This window comes from Blastochloris tepida (genome assembly GCF_003966715.1).
Lineage (GTDB): Bacteria > Pseudomonadota > Alphaproteobacteria > Rhizobiales > Xanthobacteraceae > Blastochloris > Blastochloris tepida.
The window spans coordinates 1,215,202-1,228,142 of sequence record NZ_AP018907.1 but is presented as its reverse complement, the minus strand read 5'-3'; the positions used below and the strand labels follow the sequence as shown (position 1 = coordinate 1,228,142).

The window sequence follows — 12,941 nt, the reverse complement described above, 5'->3', positions numbered from 1 at the left end:
TGCGGCGGCATTGATGATCTGCGATCGAGACGAGCCGCCTTGTTCCAGGTGAGGAAACCTATGGAATTCGCCGCTGCTGCCCTGTCGTCGCTCGCCACCACCGCCGGAGCCGCCACGGCACCGATGGCCATCCTTCCTCCAGCACAAGCAGCGGTAACCGGCGTGGCGGCCGCCGGCGCGACCACCGGCGGATCGCTGCTATCGGCGTTCGGCTCGGCGTCGATGTGGGGATCGGTACTGTCCGGCGGCGCCACCGCGCTGTCGATCCTCGCCAACAACCAGGCGGCCGACGTGAAAGCGACCTCCTATGAAGCGATGGCCGGCGACGCCGAGCTCGACGCCCGGATTGAGGAGGTGAAGGGGTTGGAGCGCCGAACCTCGATCAAGCAGGCGCTGGCGGAAGCGATCGGCGCCCGCGACGTGGCAGCGGCGGCGAGCGGCGTCGACCTGTCGTTCGGCACGCCGCGTATTGCCCAGAAGGAGGCGCAGCGCGACGCCGAGCGGGCCCTGAGCGCCGACCAGTACACCGAGGATCTGCGCAAGTCCCGCCTCGCCGAGCGGGCAGCAAACTACCGGATGATGGCCGGCTCCACCCGCCAGGGCGCCCTTGCGCAAAGTGCAGCAGCTGTGTTGGCGTCAGTGGCCGGCGGCGCGAAGCGGTATGGCGGCTTGTCGTGATCGCGCTTTCGCCAGTTCCAGTTCCAGATCTCATTGATCTGTGGTCCGTAGTCACGCCAAGGAAAGCTCCGTGGGTTGACGCGGTGATCCTGCAGGTCGCCCGATCGGACAGTATCGGCTGGACCAAGGATGGAAAACTGGTGGCGGCAGCACTGCTTTATCCGGTCGACGCCGGATCGGCCGAATTGGTATTTGCCTGTCGGCCCTTGGAGCCACAAGCGGCCGTGTTGCTGGTGCGTGCTGTCCTGCGCGCTGCTCGCTTGAGTGTCCGCCAATTGTCGGCCGTTGGAAGTTTTCGCGTCGTCGCACGAGTTCGGCTCGGCCATTGTCCTGGATCGCGTCTCGCATCACTGGCTGGTCTCCGCCCGACCGGCATTTCCGGCAACTTCGAAATTTGGGAGCGATCATGGAAGTAGCTATTCCGGCGCTGATCACCGCCGGCGGCATGGCCTATTCCGCCAGCGCCAGCGCATCTGCGGCCAAGAAGGCAGCCGCAGGTCAAGCCACCCAACTTGCCGATCAGCGCAAACAGCGTGAGCAGCAGTTGATCGCCACTGAGCGGCAGAGGCAGGAGGAGCAGTTGGCCGACGCCGAGGCCGATAGGACCATGGCGCGCTCCTTGCGGTCGCGCGGCCGACGCTTGCTGATGGCGGCAACCGGCGAACGGGGCGTCCAGACGACGCTCGGCTGAAGACTGTGCGTGAGTTGTAGGTGACAACTCCGCCAAGAGGAGAATTCTATGACCAATATTGCCTATGGACTGCCCGGGCATCTCCCCGGACTGATCAGCCCACGACCGGGTGCTCTCGCAGAAGCCGCGGAGCAATACCTGCGGGAGACGAACCAGGCTGACGCAAAGCAGGCTGAGCCGAAAGAGCCAACAGCCCCTTTTACGGCGGCCACGCTGGCGAGCGAGCCGGACACATTGGACGCCAATGGTTGCGACGAAACTTGATGGTTGCCCCGCCATCACCCGCCTCCGCGTGCAAGCCATCGAGGCGACCCTTTCAGGGCATGACCGCCGTCTGACGCTTACATTGGGGGCGATCGCCGAACTCGAGGCCGCTTTCGGCGCTCACGGTCTTGATGCGCTCGAGGTGCACTTCAAACGTGGCCAATTCACTGCGCGTGAAATCGCCTCGATTCTCGGCGCAGGCCTGCGTGGTGCCGGCGAGACGATCGCCGACGCCGAGGTTCTTCAGCTCACACATCGTGATGGTGCACGAGGCATGGCCGCTCTCGCCACCGCGCTTCTCCTCACGGCCTTCCCGACTCTGAAAGAGGACGCCAGCGCTGTTCAGAACGCGCCGGCTCCATCCGACCAGGACTGACCCGTCATGCCGGCGTCGCCGCGCACGGATGCTTCGGTCGCTTTGCTCCGATTGCCCGGTCGCTGAGATGCCCGGCCACCCGCGCGGGATATGCCCCGAAAAACAAACGCCCCCGCCGGGCTTGGAATGGCCATGGCGGGGGCGGCCCCTTACGGGGTCTTGAGGCTCAACGGCTTTCGCCGCGAGCGATCAACCGGAATGTGATGCCGTTTGGTTGAATGTCAAGTGAAGAAGCCCGAGCCCGGTGAGAACGCCGCGCTGGATGCGCTCGAAATCGGCCCTCCCAAGCTTGGGCTGGAGGTACTTGCGGCGGCCGGCGGCATCCCTCCCTGTCCGAAACAGGTCGAGGCGGCAGAACCCGACCGTGGCCACCATGTCGCACTTGGCCCACATCTCCAGCGCGTCGAACGGCGCCGGCAGCGGCGCGGCCAAGCGAACGTGAACGACATAGGGCACGTCCTGGGCCGGCGGTGTCGTTGAGAGCGGGACCACAGTGCAAAGGCCGTCCCGATGCCGAAGCCTCGGGGAGATCACCACGGCCGGCCGGCGCTTCACCATCTCGGGCGGCCGAAACCCGCCGATGGCGTAGTCGCACAGCAGCATGGTTCCGGGAGACGGAGCGAATCGAATAGGCACGTGCCGATCATATCGGCATGTGCAGCGGCGAGGCCCGCGAGCTTGGCGTTATTGCCGGAAAACCGGTTTGCTAGGTGTGGGCTTTCAGGAGGTTGTCCATTCGGCCCTGGCCGGGAACGCTGATGTCGCCAGACGTCAGTGATTCGCGGAGGACCGAATGGACACTCACAAGAATGCTCGCCTGACCCCGAAAGGTCGAGAGGTGATGGTGGGCGCCGTGGTGGATGGCGGACTGACCAATGCCGAGGCCGCGCGTCGCTACAACACCACGCCGAAGACGGTCGCCAAATGGGTCGGGCGCTTCCGCGCCGAGGGTGTCGATGGTTTGCGCGACCGCTCCTCCAGGCCGCTTTCATCGCCAGGCCAAACAGCGCCCGCCACGTGCGCTGCGGTCGAGGCGTTGCGCCGCCAGCGCTGCACCGGCAAGCAGATCGCGGCCGAGCTCGGCCTCTCGCCGGCCACCGTCAGCCGTATCCTGCGGCGGCGCGGCTTGAACAAGCTCAGCGCCCTGGAGCCGGCCGAACCGGTCCGGCGCTACGAACGCCAGCATCCCGGCGAGATCATTCACATCGACATCAAAAAGCTCGGCCGGTTCAACACGGTGGGCCACCGCATCACCGGCGATCGCAGCGGGCAAAGCAACAGCCGCGGGGTCGGCTGGGAGTGCCTGCATCTCGCCATCGACGATCATTCGCGGGTCGCCTACTCGGAAATCCTGCCCGACGAAAAGCGCCCGTCCTGTCTGCGCTTTCTGTTCAATGCACTGCGCTTCTTCAGGGCCCATGGCGTCAAGGTTCAGCGCGTGATGACCGACAACGGCGCCAGCTTCCGCTCCTTCCGCTATGCCAGGGCGCTGCGCCTACTCGAGATCAAGCACCTGCGCACCAAGCCGTATACGCCCAAGACCAACGGCAAGGCCGAGCGCTTCGTCCAAACGAGCTTGCGCGAATGGGCCTACGCCAAAGCTTATCTGCACTCCGATCAGCGCGCCGCAGAGCTGCCGATCTGGCTGCATCGCTACAATTGGCACAGGCCCCATGGTAGCTTGCAAGCCAAGACACCCATCAGCCGCCTCGGTCTGACCGAGGACAACCTGTTGAGGCTCCACAGCTAGATGGGCGTTCTCGGCGCCTTCAGGCCGGCTGGCGTGTGCCTGCTCGACGACGCGGGTGAAGCTTTCTCCTGCGCCATAGGCTATATTTCGAGCGGAGGACTCCCCCATGACATTCGTAAACTGGGATTGGCGGCCGGCGGTGCTGGCCGAAGATTGGGAGCTCGCGTTCGCCATGCTGGAACCGGGCGGCCCCTGGGTCGAGGTCGACGCCGCCGACGTCGCATATACCGCCGGCGTGATGTCCGAGGCCGCGTGGCGCGCCAAGTTCGAGCCCGAGTTCGGCTCCCTGGTGCCACCAGTGCTGGACGCAAAATGACGCAACGGGAGAGCCCCCCTTGGAGGGGGCGCCCGTTCTTGACCGTTTCGGGACAAATCAGCGACTGTAATCGCGGAGCCTGGAAACTCCCGCGGTGGGCCCTTGCCGGGGCTGGCACCGCATCCGCGATAGGCGCCTTCGGCTTGCCGGCCGTTCAGCGCCGAATCCCAACGCGCCCATTGCCGTGGGCGTGACCGGCACCACTATGCCGGGAGTGCCACGGCTATACAAGAGCCTTCGGGTGAAGGCCGTGGCGCACGGTTTCGCGGCCGTGTTTCCAGACTCCCGGTGCCAGTGCCGTCCACTGGCGCCCGGCCCTGGAAAGCCGGTTCACCGCGAAGACCCACCATGACGGGACATCCCAAGACCCGCGCGGCCTGCAAGGCTTGCGTCGCCGCATTGCGCTTCGACGCTGCTGCGTTGTGCCCGAAGATCTGCCCGCTCCTGAACCTCAGGCGAGGAGATTTTCCGATGAAACACAACGCCACCAACACCTTCACCACCGAAGCCCGGACGGGCCGCAAGGCGCGCCATGCCCGCATCACCCGGCCTCCCGCCGACGCCTCCCGGCCGAGGGCTGGGGTAGACCGCGCGTCGTTGCCGCCCACCCGCGGGCGGGGGGCACCGGGCGCCGGCACGCAACCGCCGGCTCGCCGCGCCGACCTGGCTGCGCTGTGGAACGAATGGTGCTGCAGGAAGGGGGAGATCGCCGGCCTCGAAAAGAAATTCAAGGCAGCGACCGAAGCGGCGGATCAGCAGGCGATCGACACGGCCATAACGCAAGCCGGCGTCGCCAACACCGACCTCGAGCGGCGGCTGCTGGCGACGCCGGCCACCGATCTTTCCGACCTGGCGCTGAAGGTCGCCGTGGTGGCGGATTGGGTTGAAGGATCCGAACTCGAGCATGAGGAGGTTAAGGCGCTGGTCGCCGACCTCCAGCGGCTGCTGCCATTGCCTCAGAGCGGCGGAACGGCGCCGGCGCCGACCGTGGGCGACCTCGCCAGTTCCAGCACTGACGGGCCGGGGCTGCGCGACCGTGTCGAGGACTTGGCGCTGCAGGCCGGCGCCATCGTTCGCGAATTCGAGAGCGGCGCGGCCCGCGGCCAATCCAACGACGGCGAATCTTGGGACGTCAAAATGTACAGACGCCTTGAGCCGATCTGGGACGAGGCGACGTCCATGGCGGCGCGCTCGCCGCGCGGCGCGCTGTTCCAGCTGATGCTGGCGATCAGCGATGTGTCCGAGCTTCGTGACATCGTGTTCCTGGAAGAAGCCGACCGCCGGGCGGTGTGCAACCGCACAATCCGCGCGCTCGCCTCGGCGATCGACCATTTCGAGGTTGCCCACGGGATTGATCGGGCGACCATCGCCGGCGAGTTTTTCGCGCCCTACCGGTTCCCGCAAGCGCTGGCCTTCATGGAGTTGGATATGCGCCCCGCTGGGGCCTCGCTGTCCGGCGAGGGTCAGGGCGCGGACAACGCTGGCGGCCGCCGCGGGCTTTCTGTGGGCACACAGGAAGCCATCGGTAAGCCGTCTGTGGTGTCGGCCCCTTGCATCGTTGCGGCGATCGAACATCACCGGCGGACCTGCCAAGCCTACCTTGAGAACATTTGGCGTTCTGACGTGCATAACCCACGCTATGCGTCCGACACCCGCGAGAACAACGTGAAGATCTTCGAGGCGGTCGATGCCGAGAACGAGGCAGCGCTCTGGACCCTGGTGCGGGCTCGACCGGCCTCCATAGACGAGGTCCGAGCCAGGTCGGCGTATCTCGCTGGGCTGGAGGAAACGTTCCGACCTCAACAGGAACAATGGCTCGAACTGATGCGCTCGATGGCGTGAGGTGACCGAACCCGCCCGAGACTGGCGAGCCCCGGCTTCGGCCGGGGTTTTCTTTTGCAATCGCGCTTGTGACAATATGTCGCGGTTAAGGCAAGCTCCTCAAATCGCACGGTATTAGGGGGTTCTACGCTTAATCCGCGCTCATGGTTTTATGATACCCTTTTTGTGTGATCTGGAGACATGCAAAGCACTGATTAGATTCAATGCGCCGCTGATTTTCTGGTCGCAAACTTGGTATTTAGATGCCAATAAATGTCCGGGCATAATTAAGCGTGGAAATCTTAAAACACCCATTCATTGCGACGCGTTATCCGTTTCGGATTTTGTGGGCGGCAGCGAAGCGCTTTACTTGTAGCACCGAAACGCGGCACTCTTCGACATTCCCGAGCGAGATCGTCGATGCCGCCCAGCGACGCAACACCACTAAAATCTGGAAGAAGACACCCCTCCCATGATCGGGCGGAGCCCGAAATCAGGCGCGCCGAGCAGCTATACCGCGCGTTCGTTTTCGCGCTCTGCAAGGCAAATGGCGTTTCCTCGGATGCCGTCCTGGCGTCGGACCCGCGCTCTTATGATCGCGGACGAAGCGCATATCCGCTCGGTCAGATCAGGTTGCAGGCCCGTTACCTGACGGTGGTTGAAGGTCGGTTCAAGCAAGCCGTTGTCGCCGCCGCGTGCGGCGTCACCGAGGTCGCTGTGTGCCTCGGCTTGAAGCGCGTTGAGGACATGCGCGACGACCGCGCCATCGAGAACCTGATGGACTTGGTCGCCGAGGAAGTTCTCGGCACCCTATGCCGAACCGTTGCTCCTTCCCGCGACATCCTTTTCAGCGCAGCACGCGCGCAGATCGGAGCATGACATGGCCTTTCGCCACCCCATCCAGAACAACTTCGAGGCCATCTCGGGCGAGCTGAACGCGCAGGTGCATCATCACGGTCTCGGTGGCACGATGGCACGGACCAACTTCACGCTGTTGCGGACCTTCTCCCAGCTCATGGGGGCCGAGCGTGACCGCAACACGCAAGGCGCCCATTTCCTGCACGCGGTGTTGGCGGCCGTGGCCAACATTCTCGCCGGCACCATGCGATACTGTATCGAGCCGGAAAGCCAAGCCGAGGCGCTCGGCGCCGTTCTCGCGCTGCTGCGCGAGCAAATCGAACCGCGGCTCGGCAAGCCATCCCAGGAACCCGTGCTGTTCGCGGGCTTCATGCCGAAGCCCGCGACCGCGCGCGCCAGCGGGGAATGACCAATGCCCGACATTCTCGCTGCCTCCGGCGCGGCTTGGCCGTCCGGCCTTGAACCGACTTCTCCCACGCCATCCGCTCCCAACGGCGCGCCTTCCATACGTGACGGTGGGGAGGATCGCTCGCCGGCATCGTTGGCTCCCGGTGCCGGCGAGCGCCGACCTTCGAGCGATGCGCCGCCGTCGTTCGAGTTCACCGGCCAGGTGCCGACCGACATCACCGGCTATCGGCTCAGCGCCTCTGAAGCACTCACCCCCTACTTGGCAGGCTTGGACGCGGACGAGGCATACAACGCCGCTCGCGCGTTCGCTCAGCGGGCGAACCTGACGGACCAGCAGTTTGATGCCTTTGTCCGCCCCACGATGGAATTCCTGGCGCGCCAAGTGGCGGCCGACGGAGGCGGCGGTCCCCAGGATTTCACCGCCGAGATTGAGCGTTTGATCCCGCCGGAGGCGGTCGACCTCGACGATGCGGGCCGCCGCGCGGCCGTCGCACGCCGCGTCGGAAGCGCGCTTGACTTCGTCGAAGGCGCCAAGGGGCAAGGTCTCGACGCCGAGGTGGCGGAGTTCCTGGTCCAGCAACTGGGCGACGATGCACGCGGGATCCGCGCGCTGGAATGGATGCGTGCCCTTGGGCCGTCCACCGGCGGACAGGGGGGCAGCATGAGCCTCACAGATCGCATCATCGATCCGCGCAACGATCCGCGGAACAAGCGGTTCGATCCGGCTTTCGCGGCCGAGACTGATCGGCTCTCCCGGGCACAATTCCCGGAGCGACCGCAGGCCAACCAGGCGCCACCGTCGCCCCGACCGGGCACCGGAAACGGTGGGGGCAGCGCCCCCCTCGCTGCGCGTCTCAGCGATCCCCGCAATGATCCGCGCTCGCCGAAATTCGATCGCGGGTTCGCCGCCGAAACCGATCGGCTCTATCAGCGCCAGTACGGCTGGTGACCTCAAGCAATGCCTGAGCTGCAGATAAGGGTGGGTGAAATGTTGGCAGTTGAACACGTGGCTGGCGGCGAGCATCTGCTCGATCTCAAAACTACCAAGGCGCTCACGCCCGGCCTGCCCATCCCTGCAGGTCGGACGGTGACTTTGGCTGAGCGGATCAGGCTCGAAGGCGCCGAGGGAAATGTGCCGGCGCGCAGCCCTTCTCGGGCGCCGAGTGCGGCGCCAGGGCTGGTTCCGCGGTTCATCAATCGTGACGGCCACATGCTTGAGCCGGCGCGGCTTGGCCCGCCGTCGCGCTTGATACCGGCCGATGGCAACGCGGGGCCCGCGGACGGCAAGACGCATTCCCATGTGTCGTTTGCCCAGCACCTTGCCACCAGCGTCGCTTCGGCCTTGCCTCCAGAACCGGCGAAGAAAGCGCCGTCCCTCAAGGAGCGGATCGCCGCCGAAGGCGTAGCAGCGCAGATGGAAAAACGACCGGCGCGGTAAACCGAGATGGGCAACGCGAGGACCTCTTCATGAAATTTGTCGATTGGGATTGGCGCCCGGCCGTGCTGTCGGATAAGGCCTCGTCGGCATTTGCGATGCTGGAGCCGCGTGGACCTTGGGTCCAGGTCGATGCCGCCGACGTCGCATATACCGCCGGCGTGATGTCCGAGGCCGCGTGGCGCGCCAAGTTCGAACCCGAGTTCGGGCCACTGGTGCCGCCCGTTTTGGCCGACAGGTATTCGCCTGGCGCGGTCCGGGCCGACGACTGAGGTGGTCGGCAATGCCCGAAAGCTCCCCCCGTTTGTTCGTTTCGGACTCTGAACTCGTCGAAATGCTCGGCTGCACCCGGGACAAAGGGCGCGCCGCAATTCGGACCCTCGAGCGTGAGGGTTTCCCAAGGCCAGATCCAGTGTTCGGCAACCGGCGTTATTGGCCCGCGGTGCGCGAGTTCCTTGACCGCCGCTACGGCCTCGGCGCGAAATCGTCGTCGCCCCTCGTACCTGATGGGGCGGAAAACTGGAGTGACGACGATGAAGCAACGTAGGAGGCCGCCGGGGTGGATGTCCGTCCGCGGCGTCGAATACTGGTCTGCAATACGCGCATGCAAGCAACCCGCGGCGAAGGCCTATCGGCCGCGCACGGCCCGGCTCACGCAGGCAACACCGGAAGAGCGGGAGGCGCGCTGTCATGCGCTCACGGCCGAACTGCTCGAGTGGCTGGCCCTGGAGAACAAGGCCCCTGCTCCGCATCGTGCGTTCGACGGCACGATCGCCTCGCTGGCCCGCATCTATGAGACGCACCCCAACTCGCCATTCAGGGCCGTCTGCCACGCGACGCAGATGACGTACTCGGGCGAGCATGCCCTCTTGGTGAAGGCTGTCGGCGATCGCCGCATCGACCGCATCACCGGAGCGGACCTGCGGCGCTGGCACGCCAGTTTCGCCAAGCCAAAGAAGGCGGGTGGACCGGAGCGTCTTCGGCGAGCGCAGGGCTGCATGAAGGCGCTGCGCCGGATCACATCCTGGGGTGTCCAGCTCCGCCTGCCCGGCTGTGCTGACCTCCGACTGATCCTCAGGGAAAGCCGGTTCGCCGTGCCCCCAGCTCGAGAAAGAGCGCCGACCTATGACCAAGTCGTGGCGCTGATCGCCGCGGCCCATGAGATAGGGCGACCGTCGATTGCCATGGCCGCGGCGCTAATGTTCGACACATCGCTTCGGCAGACAGACGTGATCGGCAAGTGGGAGCCGACGTCACGCCCGGGCATCGAAGCTGGCGGGTGTGTCCATCGTGGCCGGCGCTGGGGTGGCGGCTTGGTCTGGCAAGACATCAAGAACGGTGAACTGACCAAGCGAACAACCAAGACCGGCGCCTTGTTTCAGGTTCGCGTGGCGGATTTCCCGCTTCTCCTTGCTGAGATTGCCAAGGTTCCGGAGGGCCGACGCATCGGCCCGATGGTGGTCGACGAGCAGACCGGCCGACCCTACCGACATCGGTGGTTTGCCGCGATCTGGCGTCGGGCGGCTCGCAAGGCCGGCATCCCGGACGATGTGTGGTCACGCGATACGCGGGCCGGTGCGATCACCGAAGCATTCGACGCAGGCGCAGAGCTGGAGCACGTCCGGCAGCTCGCGACCCACACTGATCCCAAGGTGACCGGTCGATACAACCGGGGTTCGGTGAAACAGACTTCGACGGTGGCGGCTCTCCGGAACCGGCACCGGCGAGAGAGTGAAACGAAGTGAGAAACAGGCGGTGAAACGGGAAGTGAAACGGGGATGAGCAAAATCCCTCTAAGCCGTTGGAAAAACTGGCGACCCCGGCAGGGCTCGAACCTGCGACCCACAGCTTAGAAGGCTGTTGCTCTATCCAGCTGAGCTACGGGGCCATGATACGAAACCAAGCCCGCAAGGGCCGGATTTCGCAGTCCGTATGATGCAGTCATTTCAGGATCACATCGCGACAAGACACGCCGCGATAGATCAAATCGCCACCCCGGGGCCGATTGTCCCCGGAAATCCCGGCCCGGACGCCGGATCTTCGCAGGTCAGACCGCTTAAGGTCAGACCACACCGGCCGGCGGTCGGGCGTCATCGCGCCGCGCGCTCAGTGGGTCCACGCCCCGACGCGCTGGAAGGCGAAATTGTCGGAATAGGACACCTTGCGGCGCGCGGGCTCGTTCGGCTCGGACACCTGGAACGGGATGCCGTTGCGCTGGCAGTAGGAGACCGCCTCCTCGCGCGTGGGAAAGCGCAGCTTCACCTGCGGCCGCGTGTCGTTGCTCGCCGTCCAGCCCATCAGCGGCTCGATCGCCCGCGTCTCGGGCATGAACTCGACCAGCCACTCGCGGCTCTTGGCCCGCCCCGACTGCATGGCCGTGCGGGCCGGCCTGTAGATGCGTGCAACCATGCTCCATCCTCGCCAACGATGCCCGGTCCGCAACGCCCCGTCCCGAGGAGCGGGGCGCCGAAACCCGAACCGGATGACCGGAGTTTCACCGACCGAGCAGCGAAACGCCAGCCCCGCGGAGCCGGATTTCACATCGCATGATTTCATACGGTTTCCGGTTGATCCCTTCGGGATACCGGAAACAGTCTCGCCGAAAATCCCCGGTCTTCGAGAGTGTCTCGATAATGGGATTTTCGGCGACCAGAATACGGTTATCCGGCTTGATCAGCCGGAAACCGTATCACATCGCACATTCGGCCGTTTGGTCGGGGCGGCCGGACTCGAACCGACAACCTGGAGCACCCAAAGCTCCCGCTCTACCACTTGAGCCACGCCCCGAGCACCCCGGGCGCCGCCACCGCGGCCCCTTCCGGATACACGCGCGGCCGGCCCACGGCAAGAACCGAAACGCCCCCTGCCCGGCCAGTGCCCGCCAACGTTGGCCGGCGCCATCACCGCCCGATCAGCCGATGGGCCACCCGATCCCCCGCCGCGATGCCGAGCGCCTTAGCGCTGCCCGCCGGCAGCTCCAGCACGAAGCGCACCGGCGCACCGGACTCGACCGTCGCCGTCGACAGCGGCGTGGTGCGCTCGGCCACGCGCACGATTCGCCCGTCGTCGCGGATGAACACCATGTCGAGCGACACATAGGTGTTCTGCATCCACATCGCCACGTCGCGCTCGGTCCCGAAGTCGAACAGCATGCCGCGCCCGGCCGGCAGCGAACGCCGGTACATCAGCCCGCGCGCCCGCTGGGCCTCGTCGATCGCCAGTTCGACATCGAAGCTGCGCACGCCGCTGCGCGTGGCGATCTCCAGCGGCTCCGGCCCGCCGAACCGCACCGGCGGCACGCCGGCCGGCAGCTCGATCGCCGGCGATCCGATCCCTTTCGCCGAGTCGGCGAGCCCCTGCCCCGCCGGCGCCAGCACGAAGACGACAGCCAGCGCCGCCAGCAGCAGGGCCGGCAGAACCGCGCCCGCGCGCCGGGCCGCTGTCATCTCGTCAAGCATTCGCCGGATCAGGCTCGCCATGGCTCGCGCCGTCAGTGCGACGCCACCCCGCCGCTGACCGGGCCCTCGGGCCGGATCTCGGCGGCCATCAGGCCCTTGGGGCCGGGCCCGAACCGCACCATCACCGCCTGGCCCGGCCTGAGCTCGGCCATGCCGTAGCGGCGCAGCGTCTCCATGTGGATGAAGATGTCGGGCGTGCCCTCGCCGCGGCTGAGGAAGCCGAAGCCGCGCAGCCGGTTGAACCATTTCACATAGGCGCGCTCGAACCCCGAGGTGGGCGCCACCGAGACGTGGGTGCGCGCCACCGGCAGCTGCGCCGGATGGACGGCGGTCGACCGGTCCATCGAGAGGATTCGCAGCGCCTGGAAGCCCTTGGCGCGCGGCACCGCCTCCACCACCACCCGCGCCCCCTCGTGCGCGGTCTGGTAGCCGTCGCGCCGCAGGCAGGTGACATGGAGAAGAACGTCCGGAGATCCGTCATCCGGCACGATGAAGCCGTAGCCCTTGGCTACATCGAACCACTTAATGTAACCGGACACCTCGACGAGGCTTTCGAGCCGCTCATCGCGCTCCTCGCCCGTTTCTGGTCCGACCCCGAACTTGGGATCCATCACCGACCTCTTGACGCCGCCGCTATCGCCGTTCTCGCCGCAGAAGCCCCCACGGCACACGATTCTCAACTTGTTCGGGAGGATAGCATCGCCATCCGCCGCGAAAACAACAAAGTATGAGCACTCCGCGCTTTCCTGGGCAGTGTTGCTCAACATCCACGGTTTGAAACTACAGGGATTTTCCGAACGGCCAAGGCGCGAAAGCCTCTCTGCCTGCAAGAATTGCCCGGCCGTCCGAGAAGCTGCCACAAAATCACAAGCTCTCGCGACAGCAA

Annotated in this window: 18 protein-coding genes and 2 tRNA genes; 14 read left to right on the top strand and 6 right to left on the bottom strand. The window is 65.7% G+C overall.

The window, feature by feature from the left end:
* Nucleotides 1-60: 60 nt before the first annotated feature.
* From BLTE_RS05740 to BLTE_RS05720, 5 genes are read left to right on the top strand one after another with little or no spacing between them, the layout of a single operon-like run.
* The gene (locus BLTE_RS05740) at nucleotides 61-678 is read left to right on the top strand and encodes a hypothetical protein (protein WP_126398371.1); all 618 of its coding nucleotides are present in this window, start codon (nucleotides 61-63) and stop codon (nucleotides 676-678) included.
* On the top strand, nucleotides 675-1,094 hold the full coding sequence (locus tag BLTE_RS05735) for a hypothetical protein (protein ID WP_126398369.1): 420 nt from the start codon (nucleotides 675-677) through the stop codon (nucleotides 1,092-1,094). The genes BLTE_RS05740 and BLTE_RS05735 overlap by 4 nt, the downstream gene beginning before the upstream one ends.
* Complete coding sequence (locus BLTE_RS05730; protein WP_126398367.1) at nucleotides 1,085-1,369, top strand: hypothetical protein; 285 nt, start codon at nucleotides 1,085-1,087, stop codon at nucleotides 1,367-1,369. The genes BLTE_RS05735 and BLTE_RS05730 overlap by 10 nt, the downstream gene beginning before the upstream one ends.
* 48 nt (nucleotides 1,370-1,417) lie before the next feature.
* Nucleotides 1,418-1,633, top strand: a complete 216-nt coding sequence (locus tag BLTE_RS05725; RefSeq protein WP_126398365.1) for a hypothetical protein — start codon at nucleotides 1,418-1,420, stop codon at nucleotides 1,631-1,633.
* Complete coding sequence (locus BLTE_RS05720; protein ID WP_126398363.1) at nucleotides 1,614-2,009, top strand: gene transfer agent family protein; 396 nt, start codon at nucleotides 1,614-1,616, stop codon at nucleotides 2,007-2,009. The genes BLTE_RS05725 and BLTE_RS05720 overlap by 20 nt, the downstream gene beginning before the upstream one ends.
* 189 nt (nucleotides 2,010-2,198) lie before the next feature.
* On the opposite strand, the gene BLTE_RS05715 is transcribed toward BLTE_RS05720, so the two are convergent.
* Entirely contained in the window at nucleotides 2,199-2,567 is a 369-nt protein-coding gene (locus tag BLTE_RS05715) for a type II toxin-antitoxin system PemK/MazF family toxin (protein ID WP_244600192.1), read from the bottom strand.
* Nucleotides 2,568-2,802: 235 nt separating this feature from the next.
* Between BLTE_RS05715 and BLTE_RS05710 the strand changes: the two genes are divergently transcribed.
* From BLTE_RS05710 to BLTE_RS05665, 9 genes are all read left to right on the top strand, one after another.
* A complete protein-coding gene (locus tag BLTE_RS05710) occupies nucleotides 2,803-3,759 on the top strand; it encodes an IS481 family transposase (protein ID WP_126396489.1) in 957 nt (318 codons plus the stop codon).
* Between the two features lie 106 nt (nucleotides 3,760-3,865).
* Nucleotides 3,866-4,075: a hypothetical protein gene (locus BLTE_RS05705; protein ID WP_126398359.1), complete on the top strand. Its 210-nt coding sequence runs from the start codon at nucleotides 3,866-3,868 to the stop codon at nucleotides 4,073-4,075.
* Between the two features lie 348 nt (nucleotides 4,076-4,423).
* On the top strand, nucleotides 4,424-5,917 hold the full coding sequence (locus BLTE_RS05700; protein WP_126398357.1) for a hypothetical protein: 1,494 nt from the start codon (nucleotides 4,424-4,426) through the stop codon (nucleotides 5,915-5,917).
* 399 nt (nucleotides 5,918-6,316) lie between these two features.
* Entirely contained in the window at nucleotides 6,317-6,775 is a 459-nt protein-coding gene (locus tag BLTE_RS05695) for a hypothetical protein (protein ID WP_126398355.1), read from the top strand.
* A 1-nt stretch (nucleotide 6,776) separates the two neighbouring features.
* The gene (locus tag BLTE_RS05690) at nucleotides 6,777-7,163 is read left to right on the top strand and encodes a hypothetical protein (protein ID WP_126398353.1); all 387 of its coding nucleotides are present in this window, start codon (nucleotides 6,777-6,779) and stop codon (nucleotides 7,161-7,163) included.
* Between the two features lie 3 nt (nucleotides 7,164-7,166).
* Entirely contained in the window at nucleotides 7,167-8,111 is a 945-nt protein-coding gene (locus BLTE_RS05685) for a hypothetical protein (protein WP_126398351.1), read from the top strand.
* Nucleotides 8,112-8,120: 9 nt separating this feature from the next.
* Nucleotides 8,121-8,600, top strand: a complete 480-nt coding sequence (locus BLTE_RS05680) for a hypothetical protein (protein ID WP_126398349.1) — start codon at nucleotides 8,121-8,123, stop codon at nucleotides 8,598-8,600.
* A 29-nt stretch (nucleotides 8,601-8,629) separates the two neighbouring features.
* Entirely contained in the window at nucleotides 8,630-8,869 is a 240-nt protein-coding gene (locus BLTE_RS05675; protein ID WP_126398347.1) for a hypothetical protein, read from the top strand.
* Between the two features lie 252 nt (nucleotides 8,870-9,121).
* On the top strand, nucleotides 9,122-10,342 hold the full coding sequence (locus BLTE_RS05665; RefSeq protein WP_160140533.1) for a site-specific integrase: 1,221 nt from the start codon (nucleotides 9,122-9,124) through the stop codon (nucleotides 10,340-10,342).
* Between the two features lie 66 nt (nucleotides 10,343-10,408).
* Here BLTE_RS05665 and BLTE_RS05660 read toward each other — a convergent pair.
* The 5 genes from BLTE_RS05660 to BLTE_RS05640 all read right to left on the bottom strand — a co-directional run bounded on the left by BLTE_RS05660 (nucleotide 10,409) and on the right by BLTE_RS05640 (nucleotide 12,666).
* A tRNA-Arg gene (locus BLTE_RS05660) sits at nucleotides 10,409-10,485 on the bottom strand.
* A 218-nt stretch (nucleotides 10,486-10,703) separates the two neighbouring features.
* Complete coding sequence (locus BLTE_RS05655; protein WP_126398341.1) at nucleotides 10,704-11,006, bottom strand: ETC complex I subunit; 303 nt, start codon at nucleotides 11,004-11,006, stop codon at nucleotides 10,704-10,706.
* A gap of 302 nt (nucleotides 11,007-11,308) precedes the next feature.
* Nucleotides 11,309-11,384 (bottom strand) — tRNA-Pro (locus tag BLTE_RS05650).
* A 113-nt stretch (nucleotides 11,385-11,497) separates the two neighbouring features.
* Nucleotides 11,498-12,055 (bottom strand): DUF192 domain-containing protein, encoded by a 558-nt coding sequence (locus tag BLTE_RS05645; protein ID WP_244600133.1) that lies wholly within the window; start codon nucleotides 12,053-12,055, stop codon nucleotides 11,498-11,500.
* Nucleotides 12,056-12,087: 32 nt separating this feature from the next.
* Entirely contained in the window at nucleotides 12,088-12,666 is a 579-nt protein-coding gene (locus tag BLTE_RS05640) for a cold-shock protein (RefSeq protein WP_126398340.1), read from the bottom strand.
* Between the last annotated feature and the right edge of the window lie 275 nt (nucleotides 12,667-12,941).

Coding starts and splice junctions, on each gene's coding strand:
- BLTE_RS05740 (WP_126398371.1), top strand. CDS start 61: ATGGAATTCGCCGCTGCTGCCCTGTCGTCGCTCGCCACCACCGCCGGA.
- BLTE_RS05730 (WP_126398367.1), top strand. CDS start 1,085: ATGGAAGTAGCTATTCCGGCGCTGATCACCGCCGGCGGCATGGCCTAT.
- BLTE_RS05725 (WP_126398365.1), top strand. CDS start 1,418: ATGACCAATATTGCCTATGGACTGCCCGGGCATCTCCCCGGACTGATC.
- BLTE_RS05720 (WP_126398363.1), top strand. CDS start 1,614: ATGGTTGCGACGAAACTTGATGGTTGCCCCGCCATCACCCGCCTCCGC.
- BLTE_RS05715 (WP_244600192.1), bottom strand. CDS start 2,567: ATGGTGAAGCGCCGGCCGGCCGTGGTGATCTCCCCGAGGCTTCGGCAT.
- BLTE_RS05710 (WP_126396489.1), top strand. CDS start 2,803: ATGGACACTCACAAGAATGCTCGCCTGACCCCGAAAGGTCGAGAGGTG.
- BLTE_RS05705 (WP_126398359.1), top strand. CDS start 3,866: ATGACATTCGTAAACTGGGATTGGCGGCCGGCGGTGCTGGCCGAAGAT.
- BLTE_RS05700 (WP_126398357.1), top strand. CDS start 4,424: ATGACGGGACATCCCAAGACCCGCGCGGCCTGCAAGGCTTGCGTCGCC.
- BLTE_RS05695 (WP_126398355.1), top strand. CDS start 6,317: ATGCCGCCCAGCGACGCAACACCACTAAAATCTGGAAGAAGACACCCC.
- BLTE_RS05690 (WP_126398353.1), top strand. CDS start 6,777: ATGGCCTTTCGCCACCCCATCCAGAACAACTTCGAGGCCATCTCGGGC.
- BLTE_RS05685 (WP_126398351.1), top strand. CDS start 7,167: ATGCCCGACATTCTCGCTGCCTCCGGCGCGGCTTGGCCGTCCGGCCTT.
- BLTE_RS05680 (WP_126398349.1), top strand. CDS start 8,121: ATGCCTGAGCTGCAGATAAGGGTGGGTGAAATGTTGGCAGTTGAACAC.
- BLTE_RS05675 (WP_126398347.1), top strand. CDS start 8,630: ATGAAATTTGTCGATTGGGATTGGCGCCCGGCCGTGCTGTCGGATAAG.
- BLTE_RS05655 (WP_126398341.1), bottom strand. CDS start 11,006: ATGGTTGCACGCATCTACAGGCCGGCCCGCACGGCCATGCAGTCGGGG.
- BLTE_RS05645 (WP_244600133.1), bottom strand. CDS start 12,055: ATGCTTGACGAGATGACAGCGGCCCGGCGCGCGGGCGCGGTTCTGCCG.
- BLTE_RS05640 (WP_126398340.1), bottom strand. CDS start 12,666: ATGGATCCCAAGTTCGGGGTCGGACCAGAAACGGGCGAGGAGCGCGAT.